This window comes from Methylobacterium brachiatum, from assembly GCF_900113845.1.
Classification (GTDB): domain Bacteria; phylum Pseudomonadota; class Alphaproteobacteria; order Rhizobiales; family Beijerinckiaceae; genus Methylobacterium; species Methylobacterium brachiatum.
Map to the genome: position 1 here is coordinate 91,774 of NZ_FOQW01000016.1, position 21,276 is coordinate 113,049.

A 21,276-nucleotide genomic window follows, 5' to 3' on the forward strand; every position below is an offset into this window, starting at 1 on the left:
CAGGGCAGAGCCCTGGTGTCGGGCTTGGCCCGATGCATCGGGGCTCCGCCCCCGAACCCCGCCAAAGGGCTGAGCCCTTTGGGAACCCATGACGTGCGCACTCTGGACCCTGCCGGATGGCTGTGCCCTCCTCGCAGCGTCCGAATCGGCGCGGACGATGCATCCGTCCGTTCCGACAGGCGCCCGCGGGCGCGGAGGAGAGCGCATCATGCCCGAATTCGACCTGGCGATCCGCGGCGGCACCGTGGTCACGGCGAGCGACACGGTGCGGGCGGATGTCGGCGTGCGCGGCGGGCGCATCGTGGCTGTGGCCGAGGGCATCGCCGACGCCGCCCGGGTGATCGACGCCTCCGGGCTGCTGGTGCTCCCCGGCGGCATCGACAGCCATGTCCACATCGCCCAGGATCCCGGCCCCGGCATCGTCATGGCCGATGATTTCGCCAGCGCGACCCGGGCGGCGGCGGCCGGCGGCAACACCTGCGTGATGCCGTTCGCGGTCCAGCCCCGGGGCGGGTCGCTGCGCGGCGCGGTCGACGCCTATCGCGCCAAGGCCGAGGGCCAGTGCCACGTCGACGTGGCGATCCACATGATCATCGCGGACCCAAGCGAGGCGGTGCTCGGCCAGGAGCTGCCGGCCCTGGTCGCCGACGGCTACACCTCGTTCAAGGTGTTCATGACCTACGACGACCTGGTCCTGAACGACCGCCAGCTGCTCGATGTGTTCCACGTCGCCCGGCGGCAGGGCGCCCGGGTGATGGTTCACGCCGAGGGCTACGACGCGATCCGCTATCTCAGCGACCGGCTGGAGCGGGCCGGCGAGACCGCGCCCTACGGCCACGCTCTGTCCCGGCCGGAGGTGGTCGAGCGCGAGGCGGCGCACCGGGCGATCAGCCATGCCGAGCTGATCGATTTGCCGATCGTGATCGTCCACGTCTCGGGCCGCGAGGCCACCGAGCAGATCGCCTGGGCTCAAGGACGCGGCCTGAAGATCCGGGCCGAGACCTGCCCGCAATACCTGACCCTGACGGCCGAGCACATGAAGGGGCTCGGCCTCGACGACCCGATGGCGGGGGCGAAATACGTCTGCTCGCCGCCGCCCCGGGACGAGGCCAGCCAGGAGGCGGTCTGGTCCGGCATCCGGCGGGGCATCTTCGACGTGGTCTCCTCGGACCACTCGCCGTTCCGCTACGACGACCCGCAGGGCAAGCTGAACCCGCGCGGGAAATCGTCCTTTCGCTGGATCCCGAACGGCATCCCGGGGGTCGAGACCAGGCTGCCGGTGTTCTTCTCCGAAGGCGTCTCGAAGGGCCGGATCAGCCTGAACCAGTTCGCCGCGCTCACCGCGACGAACCACGCCAAGCTCTACGGCCTCTATCCGCGCAAAGGCTCGATCGCCCCGGGCTTCGACGCCGACCTGACCCTGTGGGATCCGAACAAGCGCGAGACCATCCGCCAGGCGATCCTGCACCACGGCGCCGACTACACCCCCTGGGAGGGGTTCGCGGTCACCGGCTGGCCGGTGATGACCATCGCGGGCGGGCAGGTGATCGCCGAGGACGGCAAGGTCCTGTCCGAGCCGGGCCGCGGTCGGGTGCTCGACCGGGCGGTCGATCCGGCGGAGCGGCAGGGCGCATGACGCCTCCTGGCCCGGCCCTTGCTCCGCCGTCTGGGGCTGTGGGCGATCAGGCTGGATCAAGGCCGCGGACATATCCTCGGCCGGATTGGGCGCGGATCCCTCTCCCGTACGGGCGAGGGACAGGGTGAGGGATGCGACTTCTTCGGATGGACCTGGTCCCTCACCCCAGCCCTCTCCCGCACGGGAGAGGGGGCATGGCGCGGCCTTCACGCGCGATGATGTCTCGACCGTGTGTCGCGCGGAGCGGGCGGCGGGGGAGCCTCGCATGAATGTCGAGCTGATCGGCCTGACCAAGCGCTACGGCGCGGCGACCGCGGTCGACGCCATCGACCTGAAGGTGCCGTCCGGGGCCTATTGCTGCCTGCTCGGCCCCTCCGGCTGCGGCAAGACCACGACGCTCCGGATGATCGGCGGGCACGAGTGCGCCAGCGCCGGCGACGTGGTGATCGGCCCGAAGGCGGTGGGCGACGCAACGCCCGCCGAGCGCGGCACCGCCATGATGTTCCAGAGCTACGCCCTGTTCCCGCATCTCGACGCGCGGGACAACGTCGCCTTCAGCCTGCGGATGCGCGGGATCGGCAAGGCCGAGCGCCGGGCCAAGGCCATGGCGATGCTGGAGCTCGTGCAGATGGGCCACCTCGCCGGGCGCCTGCCGGCGCAGCTCTCGGGCGGCCAGCAGCAGCGCGTGGCGCTCGCCCGCGCGCTCGTCACCGGCCCGAAGGTGCTGCTTCTGGACGAGCCGCTCTCGGCCCTCGACCCGTTCCTGCGGGTGCGGATGCGGGTCGAGCTGAAGCGCATCCAGACCGAGCTCGGGCTCACCTTCATCCACGTCACCCACAGCCAGGAGGAGGCGATGGCGCTCTCCGACCTGGTGGTGGTGATGAATGCCGGGCGGATCGAGCAGGCCGCCGACCCGCGCACCGTGTTCGAGCGGCCGGCCACCGCTTTCGTGGCCCGGTTCATCGGCGGCCACAACGTGATCCGCCGGCCCGACGGGATGATCGCCGTCCGGGCCGACCGGATGCGGCTGGGCGAGGCGGCCGGCCCCGGCGCGCTCGCGGCCCGGGTGGTCGCGGTCGAGTACCAGGGCACCAGCGTCCATGTCGGGCTCGATGCCGACGGGCTGGAGCGGCCGCCCGAAACCCTGGCCGAGAGCCCGGCCGCGCTGACCGCCGTGCTCAGCGATTCCGCCTTCGCGGCCCGCCCGCTCCGTCCGGGCGACACGATCCCGGTCGGCTGGGACGCCGCCGCCGCCCACCGCCTCGACGCGTAGACAGTTGGAGACGACCATGGACCCGTTCTCGAAGCCGAGCCGGCGCACGCTGCTGAAGGGGGCCGCGGCCCTGGCGGCGACGCCGGTGACCGGCTTCCCGGCCGTGCACGCGGCCGAGCCCGTGACCCTGCGCTACCTCGGCACCGCGGTGAGCCAGTCCGCCGACATCGCCCGGAAGGTGAAGGAGGATCTCGGGATCACCCTCGAATATATTCCGGTGGTCACCGACGAGGTGACCAAGCGGGTGGTCACCCAGCCGAACTCCTTCGACCTCGTCGACACCGAGTATTTCAGCCTCAAGAAGATCATCCCGTCGGGCAACCTCAGCGGCCTGGACGCCAAGCGGATCAAGCTCGCCGACAAGATCACCGGCGTGTTCACCCGAGGCGAGGTGAACGGGAAGCGGATCGGCGACCAGGGCACGGCGCCCCGGAAGGTGTTCTACCTCGAGGGCCAGACCGCCAAGACCTTCGCCTCCGCGCCGACCGAGTGGCTGACCCTGATCCCGACCACCTACAACGCCGACACGCTGGGCATCCGGCCCGACCTGATCAAGCGGCCGGTGGAGAGCTGGAAGGATCTGCTCAACCCCGAGTTCAAGGGCAAGGCGTCGATCCTGAACATCCCGTCCATCGGCATCATGGACGCCGCCATGGTGGTGGAGGCCACGGGCGACTACACCTACGGCGACAAGGGCAACATGACGAAGCCCGAGATCGACCGCACCATCAAGGTGCTGATCGAGGCCAAGCGCGCCGGCCAGTTCCGGGCCTTCTGGCAGGACTTCAATGAATCCGTGAACCTGATGGCGTCGGGCGAGACGGTGATCCAGTCGATGTGGTCGCCCGCCGTCACCAAGGTGCGGGCGCAGGGCGTGCCCTGCATCTACCAGCCGCTCAAGGAGGGCTACCGCGCCTGGGCCCAGGGCTTCGGCATCCCGAAGACGCTGAGCGGCCGGAAGCTCGACGCGGCCTACGATTTCATCAACTGGTTCCTGTCCGGCTGGGCCGGGGCCTATCTCAACCGCCAGGGCTACTATTCCGCGGTGCTGGAGACCGCGAAGGAGAACATGCAGCCCTACGAATGGGCGTTCTGGATGGAGGGCAAGCCCGCCGAGAAGGACATCCTGGGCCCGGACGGCACCCTGATCGAGAAGGTCGGCGCCACCCGCGACGGCGGCTCCTTCGACCAGCGCATGGGCGCGGTCGCCTGCTGGAACGCCGTGATGGACGAGAACACCTACATGGTGCGCAAGTGGAACGAGTTCATCGCCGCGTGAGCGGGCTGGTGCTTTCCTTCCCCTCCCTCCTCGGTGTGGGAAGCTATGGCCCTCGCGCTGTTCCGGACGCGGCGCGGGTCCCCTCTCCCGTGCGGGAGAGGGGGCACGTCGCGACCGCTACAAGCCTCGGAGTCCAACGCTGGCAGCCGGGTGACGCGGCATCGTCGAGGCCGATCCGATGAACGACCTCGCCCTCCCCCGCACCGCCGAAACCGTTGCCGCGCCGATCGCGGCCGCGCCCCGGCGCCCGCGGACGAGCCTCGCCTATCTCCAGGCGGCGCCCCTCGCCCTGGTGTTCCTGGTCTTCCTGGTGGTGCCGCTGCTGCTCACCGCGGTGGTGTCGTTCTGGGAGTACAACGAGTACGCGATCACCCCGGCGCTGACCCTGCAGAACTACGCCGACGTGTTCGACGGCTGCCTCTCCGCCGACCTGTGCACCACGGTCCGGACCTATCTCTCGACCCTGAAATTCGTCGCGCTGACCCTGGCGATCACCCTGCCGCTGGGCTTTGCCATCGCCTACTTCCTGGCCTTCCACATCCGCTCGGACACGGTGCGGATGGGCCTGTTCCTGCTCTGCACGATCCCGTTCTGGACCTCGAACGTGATCCGCATGATCTCGTGGATCCCGCTGCTCGGCCGCAACGGTCTGGTCAACGACACGCTCCGCAGCCTCGGGGTGATCAAGGCGCCGATCGAGGGGCTGCTCTATTCCGACTTCGCGGTGGTGCTGGCCTTCGTGCATCTCGACACGGTGTTCATGATCGTGCCGATCTTCAACAGCCTGGCCCGCATCGACCGGTCGCTGATCGAGGCGGCGCGCGATTGCGGCGCGTCCGGGTTCCAGACCCTGTGGAACGTGGTGCTGCCGCTGGCCAAGCCCGGCATCGCCATCGGGTCGATCTTCGTGGTCACCCTGGTGATGGGCGATTTTGTCACCGTCGGCATGATGGGCGGGCAGCAGATCGCCAGCGTCGGCAAGGTGATCCAGGTGCAGATGGCCTACCTGCAATTCCCGGCGGCGGCCGCCAACGCCGTGGTGCTGCTCGCCGCCGTGCTGCTGATGATCCTCGGGCTGACCCGGATGATCGACCTGCGCAGAGAACTCTGAGGATGGAGCTGTAGGATGGACCGGCCGCGCGGCTTCGCCTTCTACGGGCTCGCCGGAATTTTCGCCCTCTACGTCCTGTTCCTGTACGGCCCGACCCTGACGATCCTGGCCCTGAGCTTCCAGGGCCCGTCCGGCGGCCTGACCTTCCCGATGAACGGGGTCTCGATCCACTGGTTCGCCAAGCTGTGGGAGGGGGTCGGCGTCGTCGATATCTGGGCGGCGCTCCGGCGCTCGCTGATGCTCGGGCTGGTGGTGATGGCGCTCACCGTCACCCTCGCGTTCTATGCCGGGCTCGCCTTCCGCAAGGGGTTCCGGGGGGCCGGCCTGGTCTTCGCCCTGGCGGTGTCGAGCCTGATCGTGCCCTCGATCGTGGTCTCGCTCGGGATCGGGCTGGAATTCCGGCTCCTCGACGACGGGATCAAGGCGCTGGCGGAGGCCACCGGCTGGGGCTTCCTGCAGGATCACGGCACCCTCATGGGCCTCTACAGCTCGGCGCTCGGGGCGCATCTCACCTGGACGCTGCCCTTCGGCCTGCTGATCATGTTCGCGGTGTTCAACCGGTTCAGCCCCGCCTACGAGGAGGCCGCCCGCGACCTCGGCGCCACCGGGGCGCAGACGCTCCGGCACGTGGTGGTGCCGATCCTGGCCCCGGCCCTGGTCGGCGTCGCCCTGTTCGGCTTCACCCTGTCCTTCGACGAGCTCGCCCGCACCAGCCAGGCGATCGGCGGCCGCAACACCCTGCCGCTGGAGCTGCAGGGCCTGACCACCACGGTGACGACGCCGGAGATCTACGCGCTCGGCACCACCACGACGGCCTTCTCCGCCCTGGTGATCGGCACCGCCCTCGGCCTGACCGTGTGGCTGCAACGGCGCCGGGCCCGGCGGGCGCTGGCGGGGCTGCGGCCGTAGGGTTCTTGAACTGAACGGGAAGCCTGGGAGCGCAGCGCGGCGCGCACCTCATCGGCGGGAAGCATCGACAGAGAACCCCAGGAATGACGGTAACGGGCTCGCTCGTGAGCCTCGTTCACGCCGCCTCGATACGTGCCGGCCGGCATTAAGCCTCATCGTCATTGCGAGCGCAGCGAAGCAACCCAGTGTGGCGCTACGTCCTGCGACCGCGCGCTGACCTGGGTTGCTTCGCTGCGCTCGCAATGACGGTGTGCTCTGCGTGGCCAAATGATTCGATGACGTAACAGAGCTGAGAGCGGTCGCGGCACGGCGTGGCCCCACCTGAACATTGCCAATCCGCCCCCGTCCGTGTATGCGCACGGCGCGCCCCCCGACACCCTTGGAGGCAGGGGCGCACCGGGAAGGTCACAGCCGTCCGCGTCGGGCGGCTTTTTCGTTTTCCGGGTCCAGCCATCTTTTGAAGGATCACGCCATGAGCGCAGTCAAGACGCTTGAGGCCGTGGCACGCGACCGGGTCGGCAAGGGGGCCGCCCGGGCCGTTCGTCGCCAGGGTCAAGTTCCCGCCGTCGTGTACGGAGGCGGCCAGCCGCCGCAATCCATCGCCATCGACCTCGTCCGCGCCCGCACGCTGATCTATGCCGGCGGCTTCAAGACCACGCTGTTCGAGATCAAGGCCGGCGGCAAGACCGTCCGGGCGATCCCGCGCGACTTCCAGCTCGATCCGGTCAGCGGCGTGCCGCTGCATGTCGACTTCCTGCGCGTCGTCTCCGGTCAGACCGTGACCGTCGAGGTGCCGGTGCACTTCATCAACGAGGCCGCGGCCCCCGGCATCAAGAAGCTCGGCGGCACCCTCAACATCGTCGCCCACACCCTGACCCTCGAGGTCGCCCCGGACCAGATCCCGGACGCGATCGAGGTCGACCTGACCGGCCGCGAGATCGGCGACGTGATCCACGTCGCCGACATCAAGATCCCGGCCGGCAGCCACACCGGCGAGCCGACCGACCCGGTCGCCAACATCGTCCCGCCGACCGTGCTGGGTGCCGAGGTCGAGGCCGAGGAGGCCGCGATCGCCGAGGCGCAGTCGGCCGAGTCCGCCGAGGAGAAGGCCGAAGAGGCTTCCGAGGACGGCGAGAAGAAGGACGGCGAGGAGGCCTGAGCCTCGTCGCAATCCGCGTCACGTCGAGAGCCCCGGCCCCGCCGGGGCTCTCTTCGTTTCAAGGGCTCCCAAAGGGCTCAGCGCTGTGGCGGGGTTCGGGGGCGGAGCCCACGAGGACCGCAGGGCTCTGCCCTGCACCCGCACAAGGTCTCGGACCTTGTGAAACCAAGACTTCGGCTACGGATACAGCCGCGCGCGGCTCCAGCCGTTGCCGGTGCGGGTGAACCGGACCCGATCGTGCAGGCGGTAATCGCCGTTCTGCCAGAATTCCAGCGACACCGGGGCGATACGGAATCCGGTCCAGTGCTCCGGCCGGGGGATCGGGCCGTTCTCATAGCGGGCGGCGAGCTCGGTCACCTCGGCCATCAGCGCGGCGCGGTCGGCGAGCGGGCGGGATTGCTGGCTGGCGATGGCGCCGAGGCGGCTCTCCCGGCGGCGGCTCTCGAAATAGGCGTCGGCCTCCTCCGCCGTCACCGGCGAGACCGGCCCGCGCGCGCGGACCTGCCGGCGCAGGCTCTTCCAGTGCAGCACCAGGGCGGCCTGCGGGTTCTGGGCCAGCTCCTCGCCCTTGGCGGACTGGACGTTCGTGTAGAACACGAAGCCGCGCTCATCGAAGCCCTTCAGCAGGACCATGCGCACGTCCGGCAGCCCGTCCGAGCCCGCGGTGGCCAGCGCCATCGCGTTCGGATCCTCGGGCTCGGCGGCCTCCGCCTCGCGCATCCAGGCGGCGAACAGCGCGAACGGATCCTCGCTCAGGGTAAAGTCCAAGGTCGGGGCAGGCGCGCCGGCCTTCGGGTCATCGGTCCTTAACTGATCCACGGCAAGACTCCTGCCTGCCGCGTCAAGGGCCTGAGGGGGCACCGACATCGGCATGTTCGGTCGAGCGGATAGCCCGTCGTGAGTCAGGTGTAATGCGGCGATGCGCGTGTAAAGAGCCAAGTCGACGGTTGCGCGTCCCTGTGGCGATGGCAGCCCTGTCGCTGGCGATGGTCCTGTGCAGCTGCAGCCAGCCGCTGCTCGTCTTCCGGGGCGAGCCTGCGGCAGCCGCGCCGCCCGTGGCCGAGGAGCCCGTGGTCACCGGCAGCATCGAGAAGCGGCCGGCGAGCTTCGGCAACGATCTCGGCGAGGAGGATTGGCGGCGGGCCCGTGCGGCGCTGTCGGTCGCCCTGGACCCCCAGGGCAACGGCCGTCCGGTGAAGTGGGACAACCCCGAGACCGGCCTGCACGGCGCGGTCAACCCGACCGGCCTGCCTTACGTGGCCGACGACCTGATCTGCCGGAACTTCCTGGCCTCGGTGATCGGCCCCGGCCGCAGCCGCTTCGTGCGCGGCACCGGCTGCAAGCCGTCGGGCGGCCATTGGGTGCTCAAGAAGGTCAAGGCAGCCGGCTCCGAGCGGTCCTGACGCGCCCACCGGGCCTCCCGTTGGGGGTCCCGGCAGGCACGAGGTCGCTCAGTACGGATACCCGTAATACGGCCGCATGCGCAGGCGCGGCTGGGCGGCCGGGGGCGTCGCGGCGCGGGCCGCAGCCTCGGGATCGTAGGCCCGGATATAGGGGTCGAGGGCCGGATCGCGGTAATTGCCGTTGTTGACGCCGGCCGAGCGATCGTTGCCGCTCAGCGCCGCGTAGGGCGAGAGCCCGCTGCCGCTGTCTCCACCGCCGCCACCACCGCCGCCCCAGGCGAAGGCCGCGCTCGGGAGGCCGATGAGCAGCATCGCGGCCAGCGGCATCATCTTGCGTGTCATGTCGTGTCTCCGCATCACGTCTAACGGGCGAACCGCCAAGCCAATCCGTGAGTTCCCGCTTTGCGCCGGGATGGCCGCGCGGCATGGTATCACGGCCGCGCGGCGACGGGTTATCGCGCTGCGTGAGACGCGGTGCTTTTGTTCATCAACAGACTCCGATCCGGATTAACCGCCCGGAACGGTGGAGAGGCGGCCGGACTTGTTGGATTGCGTCGCAAAGCGATAGCATTCGTTCAGGCGACGACCGTATCGTCGGTCGTCTTCGAGGTCCCTCAAGGTCTGGATTCGCGGTGAGCGTCGCTACGGGATTCGACACGCCGCACGGGACCCCCTCCCTCCGAACCGGGACGGCAAGCCTTCGCGACGCCGCCTCAGCGAAGACCGACAGCGTCGTCCGCCTGATGGAGCGCTCGATCGGAGGCGCGGATCAGCCGACAATCGGAAGCGGCCGCGGACCGGTCTGGCCGGAGCCCCGGACACTCGACAGCCGGCCGGTGGCGCGGCAGATCACCGTGCGCCTCGACCGCCGGACCCTGCGCGGCTGGCACATCCGCCTTCTCGACCAGCTCGGCCAGCGGCCCGACCGGCGCCTCCAGGTCGAATGGGTCCTCGGCGCGCATGGCCTGCCGCCCAATGCCGAGCTGCTGTTCCGCCTGGAAGCGGCGATCCACGGCCTGCCCCGCCCGGGCCTGGCCACGGCGGCCGAGCCGATGGCGTTCGGGACCTACGGGGCGGAGGTCGCGGCGGGCGAACCCGACCTCGTCCTCGATCTCTCCGGCGGCCAGGCCGAATCGGACGCGGTCGCGGACCGGGGACAGCCGGTCTGGCGGCTCGATTTCGACGGCATGCCGGGGGAAGCCGGCCTGCTCGCCGCCCTGTTCGCCGGCCGCGCCCCGGTGGCGGCCCTGCGGGGGCCGGACGGAATCCCGGTGGCGGTCGGGCGCCTCGGCGCGGAATCCCACACGGTGATGCTGGTCGCCTTCGAGGATTACCTCGCCCGCAGCATCACGCTGATCGCCGCGGCGCTCGACGGCGCCGCCTCGACGCACCTGCCGGACGGGACCGCGACGGCCCTGCAGCGGCAGGCCTCCTTCGACCTCGGCGGCCTCGGCGTCAGCCGGCGTGCGGCCAGCGGGCTGGCCCGGCAAATTGCCCGCCGGCTCTACGCGCTCTGCTTCCACAGCCCGCAATGGCGGGTCGGCTGGCGGCGCATCGTCGGCCCGGACCTGATCGACCTGCGCCGCCACCCCGAGGGCGGCTGGACCGACCTGCCCGATGACGGACGGCGTTTCTACGCCGACCCGTTCGCGATCGCGCATGGCGGGTCCGTGACCCTGTTCGTCGAGGAATTCGACTATCGCCGCGGCAAGGGCGTGATCTCCGCCCTCGGCTTCGACGCGACGGGCCCGCGCGGCCGCCCGGAGCCGGTGCTGGAGCTCGAGACCCACCTCTCCTACCCGTTCGTGTTCGAGGCGGACGGGGCAGTCTGGATGATCCCGGAATCCCACGCCTCGGGCACGATCGACCTGTACCGGGCCACCGCCTTTCCGGGGGGCTGGGTCCACGAGGCGGTGCTGGTCGACCACGTGGTGGCGGGCGACGCGACGCTGCTGCACCACGACGGGTGCTGGTGGATGTTCGCCACCGTCCGGGCGGGCGGGGGCAGCTATTCCGACACCCTGCATCTCTGGCGCGCGCCGCATTTCCGCGGTCCCTGGACGCCGCATCCGCGCAACCCGGTGCTGATCGATGTCGGCTCGGCCCGGGCGGCCGGGCCGATCGTGGCCCGCGACGGCGCGCTGATCCGGCCGGTGCAGGATTGCCGCCGGGGCTACGGCGCGGCGCTCGGCCTCGCCCGCATCCTGCGGCTCGACGCGGAGGGCTACGAGCAGCGGGTCGAGACCCGCCTCGGCCCCGGGGCGGCCTGGCCGGGCTCGCGCCTGCACATGCTGAGCGCGGCCGGCGGCTTCGAGTTCATCGACGGCTCGCGCCGGGCCCGGTCGCGGCTGCTGGGGTGATCCCGGGCGCGTGCCGTGAGGGCTTCGCATTGCGGAGCCGGAAACGCGTGCACGATCAGCGCGACGCGGCTCCAGAAAAGGTCCGGCCGCATGTTGGACGGGACAGCCTGTGGGCGCCCCAAGCCGGGCCCCTAGCGACCTCGCCTAACGCAGGCTGGAAATCCGAGCGGATCGCTATCGCGTCGCTTCAGGAGAGGCGAGACGGCACGTCCATACGCTGATGCAGGACGCGGATGACATCGATCCCGGCCTCTGTCCGCCGGTAGAAGATGACATGCGATCCGACCGCGTATTTGAGATAGCCGGCGCGGATCTCGACGGGACGGCCGACCTTCGCGCCGGTGGCGAGTTCGCCGGCCGCGTCCACGATTGCCTGGTGGTAGCGATCGGCCTGGTCCGGTGACCACCGGCCGAACGTGTAGCGCCAGATCTCTTCCAGGTCGGCACGGGCGAGGGGGGTGAACCGGGCGCGGGGGCTAGCGGCCATACTTGGCGCGCATCTCCCGAAGGAAAGCAGGGCTGTCCAGCTCCTCTGCGGGACCGGACTCTTCCCCGGCGATCAGGGCTGCCTGAAGCGCGGCTATCCTGACCTCGTGCTCTTCGAGCAAGCGTAGGCCCGCGCGGACGACCTCACTGGCCGATCCATAGCGCCCGTCCGCAACCTGACGATCGATGAATCCGGCGAAATGGTCCCCGAGCGACACGGATGTGTTCTTTGCCATGGCAACCTCCCGATACCGCAATGTACCATATTTTGGTATAGCCCACCCAAATCTCCTGTGAGGCTGGATGGGGCGAGCAGGTCGGGCTGGGTTGCGTGTGATCCGAGATTTTCCGCGCCGGGACATCCGGCCGGACGTGCCGAACGGACCCATACGATCTGAATCGCCATCGGCGCAAAAACCCGCTTGTGCCGAACGGCACCCCTGCACATCTCGCATCGCGGCTCCGCGCGCGCTAAGCCGGGGCTGCGCCCCGCGAACCCGAAGATATCCGCCGAGAAGATCTGCATGGCGAGCCCCGTCGAACATGCGAGCTTCCTGCCGCCGGTCCTGACCTTCCTGGCCGCCGCGGTGATCGGCGTGCCGGTGTTCCGGCTGATCGGCCAGAGCGCCGTGCTCGGCTACCTGGTGGCCGGCGTGCTGATCGGCCCCTCCGGCCTGTCGCTGATCGCCGAGCCCGACACCGCGGCCAGCGTCGCCGAGATCGGCGTGGTGCTGCTGCTGTTCATCGTCGGGCTGGAATTGCACCTGTCGCAGCTCGTCTCGATGCGGCGCGACATCTTCGGCCTGGGCGCGGCGCAACTCGTCGCCTGCGCGCTGGTCCTGGGCGGCGTCGGGCTGGCCGCCGGGCTCAGCCTCGGGGCGGCCTCGGTGATCGGCATCGCGCTCGCCCTGTCGGCCACCGCGGTGGCCCTGCAGCTCCTGGAGGAACGAGGCGATCTCGGCAGCGCCTACGGGGGCCGTGCCTTCGCGGTGCTGCTGTTCCAGGACCTGTCGGTGGTCGGCATCCTGGCGCTGATGCCGCTGCTCGCCACGGCGGGGGACGCCACCGGCGGTCCCTGGCTCGGGGCGGCGGCGATCTCCACCGGCAAGGCGGTGGCGGCGATCCTGGCGGTGGTGCTGGTCGGCCGCTACGGCCTCAACCCGTTCTTCCGGCTGCTCGCCGCCAGCGGCGCCCGCGAGGTCATGACCGCGGCGGCGCTGCTCGTGGTGCTCGGCACCGCGCTGCTGATGGAGCAGGTCGGCCTGTCGATGGCGATGGGCGCGTTCCTGGCCGGCATCCTGCTCGCCGAATCGAATTTCCGCCACCAGCTCGAGGCCGAGATCGAGCCGTTCCGCGGCATGCTGCTCGGCCTGTTCTTCATGAGCGTCGGCATGTCGATCGACGGCAGCCTGGTGCGGGAGGTTTGGCCGGCCCTGTTCGGGGCGACGCTGGGCGCGATTCTGGTCAAGGTCGCGCTGGTCGCCGGCCTGTTCCGGCTGTTCGGCTCGGACACCCTCGGGGCGCTGCGCGGTGCGGCCGTGCTGGCCCCGGCGGGCGAGTTCGCCTTCGTGCTGCTGCCGCAGGCGGAGGATCTTGGGCTCACCGGCCCCACGGCGACGCGCTTCGCGGTGGCGCTCGCGGCGCTGACCATGCTGATCGGGCCGATCGCCGCCAAGGGCCTCGACAAGCTGATCGAGCGCCGCACCGCCCGCGAGCAGGTCGATGTGTCGGAGCCGTCGGCGGAGCTAGCCGAGAGCGGCGAGGCGCGGGTGCTGGTGATCGGCTTCGGCCGGTTCGGGCAGGTGCTGACCCAGGTGCTGCTCGCCGAGGGGATCCCGGTGACAGTGATCGACAAGGACGTGGAGCAGCTGCGCGCGGCCTCGCGCTTCGGCTTCCGGATCTATTACGGCGACGGCACCCGCCTCGACGTGCTGCGCGCCGCCGGGATCGGCCGGGTCGAGCTGGTCTGCATCTGCGTGGACGACCGCGCCGGCGCGCTCAAGATCGTCGACATCGTGCACGAGGAATTCCAGAACGTCCGCACCTTCGTGCGCGCCTATGACCGCCTGCACGCCGTCGAGCTGATGAACCGGGACGTGGATTACCAGATCCGCGAGACCGCGGAATCGGCCCTGGCCTTCGGGCGGGCGGCCCTGGAGGGGCTCGGCCTGTCGCCCGAGGTCGCCGCGGCCCGGGCCGAGGACGTGCGCAAGCGCGACATCGCCCGCCTGGTGCTGCAGCAGGCCGGCGCCCTGCCGGAGGGCGCCGGCTGGATGCGCGGCGCCGCGGAGCTGAAGCCCGAGCCGCTGACCGAGCCGGTCCGCCCGGCCCGCGCCTTGAGCACCGAGACCCGCGACCTGATCGGCAACGACCGGCGCGAGGCGGCCGAGCGGCTCCTCGAGAAGCCCGCCCCCGCCCCGCAGGAGCCGGCCGAGGCCGAGATCGAGGTCGATCACGAGCCCGAGCTGGAATCGGAAGGCACCGCCCGGGATGCGTGACCGTCCCGATGCCTGACAGCGCATCCCCGGCCCAGGCGGGCCGGTTCGTCACCGGCTCGATCCTCCGGCACGTGGTCGTCATGGCCGCCACCGGCTCGGTGGGGCTGATGGCGATCTTCGTGGTCGATCTGCTGTCGCTGTTCTACGTCTCCAAGCTCGGCGACCCGAAGCTCACGGCGGCGATCGGCTTCGCGGCGATCGTGCAGTTCTTCGCCACCGCGGTGAATATCGGCCTGATGATCGCCGCGGGCGCCCTGGTCGGGCGGGCGGTGGGCGCGGGGGATCGCGCGGCGGCGCGGCGCCTGTCGAGCTCGTCCCTGGGGCTCGCGAGCCTCGCCGCCGGGCTCATCGCCTTGTTGATCTTCGCCCTGTCCGAGCGGCTGCTGAGCCTGATCGGCGCCAGCGGCGAGACGCTGCGTGTGGCCGAGCTGTTCCTGACGATCACGTTGCCGTCGAACCTGCTGCTCGCCGCCGGCATGCTGTTCACCGGCCTGTTGCGGGCGGTCGGCGAGGCGCGGCAGGCCATGATGGTGACGCTGGCCGGCGCCATCGTCACCGCCTTCCTCGACCCGCTGCTGATCTTCGGCGCCGGCCTCGGGGTGGAGGGCGCGGCGATCACGATCTGCGTGGCGCGGGCGACCTTCGTGGTGGTGGGCCTGCGCGGCGTCAGCCGGCACGGGCTGCTGGGCCTGCCGCGGGTCGCCGACATGGTCGCGGACGCCCCCGTGCTGGCGGCGGTCGCGGGGCCGGCGGTGCTGACCAACCTCGCGCCCTCGGTGGCGAGCGCCTTCCTGGCGCGTCTCTTTGCCAGCTACGGGGCCGATGCTGTGGCGGCCGCCGCCGTGATCGACCGCCTGACCCCCGTGGCGTTCGGCGGCCTGTTCGCCCTGTCGGGGGCGATCGGGCCGATCCTGGCGCAGAATTGGGGCGCGGGCCGGTTCGACCGGATGCGCGGGGTCCTGCGCGAGGCGATCCGGGTGACGCTCGCCTACACGGCCCTGGTCTGGCTGGTCCTGGCGCTCGCCCGCGAGCCCCTGGCGTCCCTGTTCGGGCTGCAGGGCGTGGCGCGCGACCTGTTCGGCTTCTTCTGCCTCGCCGGCGGGGCGATCTGGTTCTTCAACGGCCTGCTGTTCCTGGGCAATGCCGCCTTCAACAATCTCGGCTTCCCGATCCGCTCGACCCTGCTGAACTGGGGCCGGGCGACGTTGGGCACCGTGCCGCCCGCGATGCTCGGCGCCGCGCTCTACGGGCCGCGCGGCGTGGTGGCCGGCATGGGCCTCGGCTCCCTGGTCTTCGGCATCACCGGCATCCTGCTCGCCCGCCGCACCGTCGACCGGCTGGAGACCCGGGGCCGGCGCGTCCGTGCCCCGGATGAGGCCCACGCGGCCGCGCAGCGCGAGGCGCCCCTGCCCGCCGGTCAGCCCCATCCCGGCCCGGTGAGCTGAGCCGGCCGCGGCCCGCAATACCGTCCGATCGGGCCGCCGGAGCGCGCTGAGCACAAGATCCTCGCGCGGGAACTGGTATTTCGCCGCGCAACCGGTCACCATGGCCCGTCCCGGCCGGTCCGACCGGGACGGGGACGAGGCGTCATGTTCAACCCGCTCGAGATGTTCCAGGCCCAGGGCGAGGCCGGGATCCAGGCGATGGCCCAGCAATTCGGCCTGACCCCCGAGCAGACCGCCCGCGCCTTCGAGGCGCTGATGCCGGCCCTGACCCTCGGCCTCCAGCGCGGCGCCGGCCTCGACCCGAACGCCTTCGCCCGGATGTTCGGCATGCCCGAGGTCGCCCGCGCCGCCGCGCCCCAGGGGCTCGAAGCCCTGACCCAGATGTTCGGCTCCGCCCAGCTGATGCAGGCGGTGCTGCGCCAGGCCTCGGCCACCAGCGGCGTCGGCGCGCAGGTGCTGCGCCAGATGCTGCCGATGATGGCGGGCGCCGTGGTGGCCAGCATCGTCCACGTCATGCTCAACCAGCCCCAGGCCGAGCCCGCCCAGGCCCGGCCGGCGGCGCCCCCGCCCCCCGTGCCGTTCCCGTTCGGCCCCGCCTGGGGCGAGATGGCCAAGGCGTTCATGCCCGGCGCCACCGCGGATCCGGCCCCGCCGCCGAAGCCTGCCCCCAAGGCCGCCTCCAAGACCGCCGGGGAGAAGGCCGGCGAGGCCGGCTCCGCGATGATCGAGCAGATGATGCGCACCGGCGCGGAGGTGCAGGGCCACAACATCCGGGCGATGCAGGAGCTGTTCGAGACCCTCTGGCCGTCCTCGGGCAAGCCCGCGGACCCCGCCCCGCCGAAGCCCGAGCCGAACCCGCACAAGCCCCGGCGCGGCCGCGGCCCCGAGGGCGGGACCGGTTGACGCACGATCTGGATCGCCAGGGACGTTGACCAGGCGCGGCCCGAAGGCATCTCCTGCGGCGACGGAGAGAGCCCGATGACCGACCACCTGACCGCCTGGGACACCTGCGAAGAAACCGTTGCCGGCAACGGCGTCGCCAAGCGCACGATCCCGGGCGCCGGGGCGAGCCTCGTGCGGGTCGTGGTGCCCGCGGGCGTCTCGGCGGGGCGCCACAGCCACGCGCACGAGCAGTTCGTGCAGGTGATCTCCGGCTCCGGATTCCTCGAGACCGAGCAGGGCCGCACGCCGTTCGCCGCGGGCAGCGTGTTCCATTTCCCCGCCGGGACGTGGCATGCCGCCGCGTTCGAGACCGAAACCGTGCTGGTGGAGACGAATCTCGTCTCCTGACCGCGGTCGACGTTCGCCCGATCCGGACTCAGAGGGACGTGTTTCTGCCGAACTGCGCCTCAAGCCTTGCGATGCTGGCCACCGTGTCGTGGGCATAGCGAATTGCGGCCTCAGCAGTCAGCAGTTTGTCCTCCTGCGGGTCGAAGGCGATCCCGCCCGTTAGCCTGAGACCGGCGGCAATCGCGATCCAGGTCCCCGCGCAGGCCGGGAACGTCGCGAAATAGAAGGCGTACGCGCAGGCCCATGGTCCCCCGAAATCCGTTTCGGGGTAGGTCTCCGCCAAGTCGGAGAACGGAATGACCGAGCACTCGAAGCCTGCCCCACGCCCCTGCCATGTGGCGGGAAGGTGACCTGATACGGCTGGCGGAATTTGATCTGCTTCGAGCTTCAAGTCGAATCCTATCGCATCGATGGCGGCCCGCCATTCCGAGATGCTGGAAATGGGCTGCGTGCAAAGGGCATAGGCTTCCATGGTCATGCGTGTGCTGCCCCAATAATAAAATTGTAAAACATATGGTTTTTTACGGTGATGCTGCGATCGATATGAAGTTCGATGACAGGAACGCTGCCATCCACGCCGACGGCGTCCCTCAATTCGCCAACTCGTTTTGACGTCAGTCTCGCTCGACCGGTCTTGAGATCCCAGATCGCCCTAATGGGTGCGGCGCTGGTTCTGCCATCGCGGTATTTAATATCTGTCCGGACGCTCCCATCCAAACCGTAACGCACGGTATCGCCAGCGCTGAAGCTCTGTTCTACGCCATGCTTCCCGATGCCGGGAAGATCGAGTTCTCGCATGCGCGCCGCAGCCTTGGCGTGAATCTCAATGCCCTAAAGAGCTCCCTGCCCGGGATCGCTGCTCTCGATGACCTCTTTCAGAACATCGAGAATCTGATCTGTCTTTGCATCGATTCGCGGATCGCCAGTGCTGTCTTTTTGCGTGACAATGATCGATCCGCCGCCGCCAGACCATCGGCCTTTATCGTTTCTCGGTTGATCCTGCCGGAAGCCAGCTTTTATCTCGAGAATAGCCAGAGCAATGAACGCAAGGCTAACGCGAAGCCCAGCGATGTGATGATCCAAGCTCCAATCTCGATCAGCACGCCACATGGCAGCATGACTCGCTAAAAGTTTGTTCATGTTTTATTACAGGATTAGATTCCTTTTGTCGAGCGATTCGATCGCGTCAGAGGGAGGCTGCCTGCCGGCTCAAGTCGGCCAGCTTGCGCTCACCTGCGGCAAATTATTCTTTGCGCCGATCCAAAATGCCTGTGCTTGGCGGCACGAGCCGGCCCGTGTAGGAATCCCGCTCGAATGCCCGCCCGTGCACGCCGACGAAAGGCCGGGCCCCGCCCCTACCAGAACAGAGGCAGACCATGAGCGCCGGTACCGCCGCCGACAAGCACTTCTCGAACAGCTTCTTTGCCGCCCCGCTGACCGAGGCCGATCCCGAGATCGCCGAGGCGGTGTCGAAGGAACTCGGCCGCCAGCAGCACGAGATCGAGCTGATCGCCTCGGAGAACATCGTCTCCCGCGCCGTTCTGGAGGCTCAAGGGTCGGTGCTGACCAACAAGTACGCCGAGGGCTATCCGGGCCGGCGCTACTACGGCGGCTGCCAGTTCGTGGACATCGCCGAGAACCTCGCCATCGAGCGCGCCAAGCGCCTGTTCGATTGCGGCTTCGCCAACGTGCAGCCGAATTCCGGCTCGCAGGCCAACCAGGGCGTGTTCCTGGCCCTGATGCAGCCCGGCGACACCTTCCTGGGCCTCGACCTCGCGGCCGGCGGCCACCTGACCCACGGCGCCCCGCCCAACGTCTCGGGCAAGTGGTTCAAGCCGGTCTCCTACACCGTGCGCCGGGATGACCAGCGCATCGACATGGAGCAGGTCGCCCAGCTCGCGCAGGAGCACAAGCCGAAGGTGATTATCGCCGGCGGCTCCGGCTACCCGCGTCACTGGGACTTCGCCAAGTTCCGCGAGATCGCCGATTCCGTCGGCGCCTACTTCATGGTCGACGCCGCCCACTTCGCCGGGCTGATCGCGGCCGGCGTGCATCCGTCGCCGTTCCCGCACGCCCACGTGGTCACCACCACCACCCACAAGACCCTGCGCGGCCCGCGCGGCGGCATGATCCTGACGAACGACGAGGCGCTGGCCAAGAAGTTCAACTCGGCGATCTTCCCCGGCCTCCAGGGCGGCCCGCTGATGCACGTCATCGCCGGCAAGGCGGTCGCCTTCGGCGAGGCCCTGAAGCCCGAGTTCAAGATCTACGCCCGCCAGGTGGTGGAGAACGCCAAGGCGCTCGCCGACACCCTGATCTCCGGCGGCTACGACATCACCTCGGGCGGCACCGACAACCACCTGATGCTGGTCGACCTGCAGCGGAAGGGCCTCACCGGCAAGGCCGCCGAGGCCGCCCTGTCGCGGGCCGACATCACCTGCAACAAGAACGGCGTGCCGTTCGACACCCAGAAGCCGACCATCACCTCGGGCATCCGCCTGGGCACCCCGGCCGGCACCTCGCGGGGCTTCGGCGTCGCCGAGTTCAAGCAGATCGGCGGCTTCATCGTCGAGGTGCTGGACGGCATGGTGGCCAAGGGCGAGGCCGGCGATCCGGAGGTCGAGGCCTCGGTGAAGAGCCGCGTCCACGCGCTGACCGACCGGTTCCCGATCTACGGCTGAAGCCTGTGCCCGGCGGCCTTCCGGCCCGCCGGCGCGTAGTCTAGGAAACGGCCGCGGACCAGACCGGTCCGCGGCCGTTTCCATGCGTCGAGTACAGATCCCATGCGGTGTCCCTATTGCGGCGGCTCCGAGACGCAGGTGAAGGATTCCCGGCCCTCCGAGGATGGCGCCGCGATCCGCCGCCGCCGGGTCTGCCCGGATTGCGCCGGCCGCTTCACCACCTTCGAGCGAGTGCAGCTGCGCGAGGTCGTGGTGCTCAAGCGCTCGGGCAAGCGCGTGCCCTTCGACCGGGACAAGCTCCAGCGCTCCATCGACGTGGCCCTGCGCAAGCGCGCCGTCGACCCGGAGCGGATCGAGCGCCTGGTCAGCGGCATCACCCGGCAGCTCGAGAGCGCGGGCGAGCCGGAGGTGACCTCCGAGGCGATCGGTGAGCTGGTGATGGCCGGGCTGAAGGGCCTCGACGACGTCGCCTATGTGCGCTTCGCCTCGGTCTACAAGAATTTCCGCGAGGCCAAGGATTTCGAGGCCCTGCTCGGCACCCTGGGCGACGGCCTGCTGACCGTGGGGGCCGAGCCGGAGCCGCCCCCCGAGGAGCCGGAGCCGGACGCGCCGCCCCGCCGCCGGACCGCCCGCTCATGAGCGACGATGCCAGCTTCATGCGCCTCGCCCTGGCGCTCGGACGCCGCGGGCTCGGCACCACCTGGCCGAACCCGTCGGTCGGCGCCGTCGTGGTCGAGCCCGGCACCGGCCGGATCCTCGGGACCGGGGCGACGGCGCCGGGGGGCCGGCCGCACGGGGAGCCCCTGGCGCTCGCCGAGGCCGGGGCGGCAGCAAAAGGCGCAACCCTCTACGTCACCCTGGAGCCGTGCTCCCATTACGGCCGCACGCCCCCCTGCACCGACGCGATCCTGGCCGCCGGGATCGCCCGGGTGGTCAGCGCCGTCGAGGATCCGGATTCGCGGGTGGCCGGGCGGGGCCACGCCCTCCTGCGCCGGGGGGGCGTCACCGTCGAGACCGGCCTGATGGCGGAGGCGGCGGCCCGCGACCATATCGGCCACATCACCCGGGTCACCCGCGGCCGGCCGGCCGTCCACCTCAAGCTCGCCCGCACCCGCGACGGCTTCTGCGCGAGCGCCGGCCCGGACCGCCTGCGGATCACCGGCCCGGTGGCCGACGGGGCGGTGCATCTCTGGCGGGCCCATGCCGACGCGATCCTGATCGGCATCGGCACCGCCCGGGCGGACGACCCGTCCCTGACCGTCCGTCTGCCGGGTCTCGGCGCCCGCTCGCCCCTGAGGATCGTGCTCGATTCGCACCTGATGCTCTCGCCGGCCAGCGTGCTCGCCCGGACAGCCCGGGACACCGCCACCCTGGTCCTGACCACCCGCTCCGCCCCGGCCCATGCCCGGCGGGCCCTGGAGGCGCTCGGCGTCGAGATCGCCATCCTGCCGGCGGATGTGGCCGGCCGCGTCGACCTGCCGAATGCGCTGGCCCATCTCGGGGAGCGCGGTTTGACGCGGCTGTGCAGCGAGGGCGGCCCACGCCTTGCCAATGCCCTGGCGCGGGCCGATCTGATCGAGGCCTGCACGCTGGTCACGGGGCCGGCCGAACTCGGGGCGGTGGGCGGCCTGAAGGCGCTGGGCCCAGATTTGACCGCTGCGCTGGCAGACCCGAACAACTTCCGGCTGGCCGAGCGGCTGCAGCTCGGCCCCGACGAGGCCGCCACCTACGAGAAGGTTGTTTAGA

At 70.3% G+C, this 21,276-nt stretch carries 22 protein-coding genes; 16 read left to right on the plus strand and 6 right to left on the minus strand.

Annotated elements, in window-relative coordinates; all coding sequences use genetic code 11:
- The first annotated feature begins 208 nt into the window (after positions 1-208).
- The 6 genes from hydA to BMZ47_RS20750 all read left to right on the plus strand — a co-directional run bounded on the left by hydA (position 209) and on the right by BMZ47_RS20750 (position 7,367).
- Entirely contained in the window at positions 209-1,636 is a 1,428-nt protein-coding gene (gene hydA, locus BMZ47_RS20720) for a dihydropyrimidinase (protein ID WP_091864029.1), read from the plus strand.
- Positions 1,637-1,901: 265 nt separating this feature from the next.
- Positions 1,902-2,909 (plus strand): ABC transporter ATP-binding protein, encoded by a 1,008-nt coding sequence (locus BMZ47_RS20730; RefSeq protein WP_091864031.1) that lies wholly within the window; start codon positions 1,902-1,904, stop codon positions 2,907-2,909.
- 16 nt (positions 2,910-2,925) lie between these two features.
- Complete coding sequence (locus tag BMZ47_RS20735) at positions 2,926-4,188, plus strand: ABC transporter substrate-binding protein (protein WP_091864032.1); 1,263 nt, start codon at positions 2,926-2,928, stop codon at positions 4,186-4,188.
- Between the two features lie 178 nt (positions 4,189-4,366).
- Positions 4,367-5,299: an ABC transporter permease gene (locus BMZ47_RS20740; protein WP_091864033.1), complete on the plus strand. Its 933-nt coding sequence runs from the start codon at positions 4,367-4,369 to the stop codon at positions 5,297-5,299.
- A 15-nt stretch (positions 5,300-5,314) separates the two neighbouring features.
- The gene (locus tag BMZ47_RS20745) at positions 5,315-6,208 is read left to right on the plus strand and encodes an ABC transporter permease (protein WP_091864034.1); all 894 of its coding nucleotides are present in this window, start codon (positions 5,315-5,317) and stop codon (positions 6,206-6,208) included.
- Between the two features lie 472 nt (positions 6,209-6,680).
- The gene (locus BMZ47_RS20750; RefSeq protein ID WP_007560399.1) at positions 6,681-7,367 is read left to right on the plus strand and encodes a 50S ribosomal protein L25/general stress protein Ctc; all 687 of its coding nucleotides are present in this window, start codon (positions 6,681-6,683) and stop codon (positions 7,365-7,367) included.
- A gap of 177 nt (positions 7,368-7,544) precedes the next feature.
- Here the strand turns inward: BMZ47_RS20750 and pdxH are convergent, their stop codons facing one another.
- A complete protein-coding gene (gene pdxH, locus BMZ47_RS20755; protein ID WP_208601079.1) occupies positions 7,545-8,186 on the minus strand; it encodes a pyridoxamine 5'-phosphate oxidase in 642 nt (213 codons plus the stop codon).
- Positions 8,187-8,278: 92 nt separating this feature from the next.
- Here pdxH and BMZ47_RS20760 point away from each other — a divergent pair, with 92 nt between their 5' ends.
- Positions 8,279-8,770, plus strand: a complete 492-nt coding sequence (locus BMZ47_RS20760; RefSeq protein ID WP_047170758.1) for an RT0821/Lpp0805 family surface protein — start codon at positions 8,279-8,281, stop codon at positions 8,768-8,770.
- A gap of 48 nt (positions 8,771-8,818) precedes the next feature.
- On the opposite strand, the gene BMZ47_RS20765 is transcribed toward BMZ47_RS20760, so the two are convergent.
- On the minus strand, positions 8,819-9,112 hold the full coding sequence (locus BMZ47_RS20765; protein ID WP_007560405.1) for a hypothetical protein: 294 nt from the start codon (positions 9,110-9,112) through the stop codon (positions 8,819-8,821).
- A 401-nt stretch (positions 9,113-9,513) separates the two neighbouring features.
- On the opposite strand from BMZ47_RS20765, the gene BMZ47_RS20770 reads away from it, so the two are divergent.
- A complete protein-coding gene (locus BMZ47_RS20770; protein ID WP_091864036.1) occupies positions 9,514-11,130 on the plus strand; it encodes a glucosamine inositolphosphorylceramide transferase family protein in 1,617 nt (538 codons plus the stop codon).
- Between the two features lie 187 nt (positions 11,131-11,317).
- Here the strand turns inward: BMZ47_RS20770 and BMZ47_RS20775 are convergent, their stop codons facing one another.
- Positions 11,318-11,617 carry a type II toxin-antitoxin system RelE/ParE family toxin gene (locus tag BMZ47_RS20775; RefSeq protein ID WP_091864037.1) on the minus strand — a complete coding sequence of 100 codons (300 nt, stop codon included), beginning with the start codon at positions 11,615-11,617 and terminating at the stop codon, positions 11,318-11,320.
- Entirely contained in the window at positions 11,607-11,852 is a 246-nt protein-coding gene (locus BMZ47_RS20780) for a type II toxin-antitoxin system ParD family antitoxin (protein ID WP_007560412.1), read from the minus strand. The genes BMZ47_RS20775 and BMZ47_RS20780 overlap by 11 nt, the downstream gene beginning before the upstream one ends.
- Before the next feature lie 288 nt (positions 11,853-12,140).
- On the opposite strand from BMZ47_RS20780, the gene BMZ47_RS20785 reads away from it, so the two are divergent.
- The 4 genes from BMZ47_RS20785 (at position 12,141) to BMZ47_RS20800 (ending at position 16,849) form a co-directional block, all read left to right on the plus strand.
- Positions 12,141-14,114, plus strand: a complete 1,974-nt coding sequence (locus BMZ47_RS20785; protein WP_007560414.1) for a monovalent cation:proton antiporter-2 (CPA2) family protein — start codon at positions 12,141-12,143, stop codon at positions 14,112-14,114.
- An 8-nt stretch (positions 14,115-14,122) separates the two neighbouring features.
- A complete protein-coding gene (locus tag BMZ47_RS20790) occupies positions 14,123-15,559 on the plus strand; it encodes an MATE family efflux transporter (RefSeq protein WP_091864066.1) in 1,437 nt (478 codons plus the stop codon).
- A 144-nt stretch (positions 15,560-15,703) separates the two neighbouring features.
- Entirely contained in the window at positions 15,704-16,462 is a 759-nt protein-coding gene (locus BMZ47_RS20795) for a DUF937 domain-containing protein (protein ID WP_091864038.1), read from the plus strand.
- Between the two features lie 75 nt (positions 16,463-16,537).
- Complete coding sequence (locus BMZ47_RS20800) at positions 16,538-16,849, plus strand: cupin domain-containing protein (protein WP_007560422.1); 312 nt, start codon at positions 16,538-16,540, stop codon at positions 16,847-16,849.
- 28 nt (positions 16,850-16,877) lie between these two features.
- Here BMZ47_RS20800 and BMZ47_RS20805 read toward each other — a convergent pair whose 3' ends face one another.
- Both BMZ47_RS20805 and BMZ47_RS28150 read right to left on the minus strand, forming a co-directional pair.
- Positions 16,878-17,327, minus strand: a complete 450-nt coding sequence (locus BMZ47_RS20805; RefSeq protein ID WP_007560424.1) for a hypothetical protein — start codon at positions 17,325-17,327, stop codon at positions 16,878-16,880.
- The gene (locus tag BMZ47_RS28150) at positions 17,324-17,647 is read right to left on the minus strand and encodes a hypothetical protein (RefSeq protein WP_139221028.1); all 324 of its coding nucleotides are present in this window, start codon (positions 17,645-17,647) and stop codon (positions 17,324-17,326) included. The genes BMZ47_RS20805 and BMZ47_RS28150 overlap by 4 nt, the downstream gene beginning before the upstream one ends.
- A gap of 18 nt (positions 17,648-17,665) precedes the next feature.
- Between BMZ47_RS28150 and BMZ47_RS28155 the strand changes: the two genes are divergently transcribed.
- The 4 genes from BMZ47_RS28155 to ribD all read left to right on the plus strand — a co-directional run bounded on the left by BMZ47_RS28155 (position 17,666) and on the right by ribD (position 21,275).
- On the plus strand, positions 17,666-17,977 hold the full coding sequence (locus BMZ47_RS28155; protein WP_139221029.1) for a hypothetical protein: 312 nt from the start codon (positions 17,666-17,668) through the stop codon (positions 17,975-17,977).
- Between the two features lie 248 nt (positions 17,978-18,225).
- Entirely contained in the window at positions 18,226-19,530 is a 1,305-nt protein-coding gene (gene glyA / locus BMZ47_RS20810) for a serine hydroxymethyltransferase (protein ID WP_007560429.1), read from the plus strand.
- Positions 19,531-19,632: 102 nt separating this feature from the next.
- Entirely contained in the window at positions 19,633-20,169 is a 537-nt protein-coding gene (gene nrdR, locus BMZ47_RS20815) for a transcriptional regulator NrdR (RefSeq protein ID WP_007560431.1), read from the plus strand.
- Positions 20,166-21,275, plus strand: coding sequence for a bifunctional diaminohydroxyphosphoribosylaminopyrimidine deaminase/5-amino-6-(5-phosphoribosylamino)uracil reductase RibD (gene ribD, locus BMZ47_RS20820; protein WP_091864039.1), 1,110 nt, complete (start codon positions 20,166-20,168; stop codon positions 21,273-21,275). Before nrdR ends, ribD begins: the two co-directional genes overlap by 4 nt.
- Position 21,276: the final 1 nt, after the last annotated feature.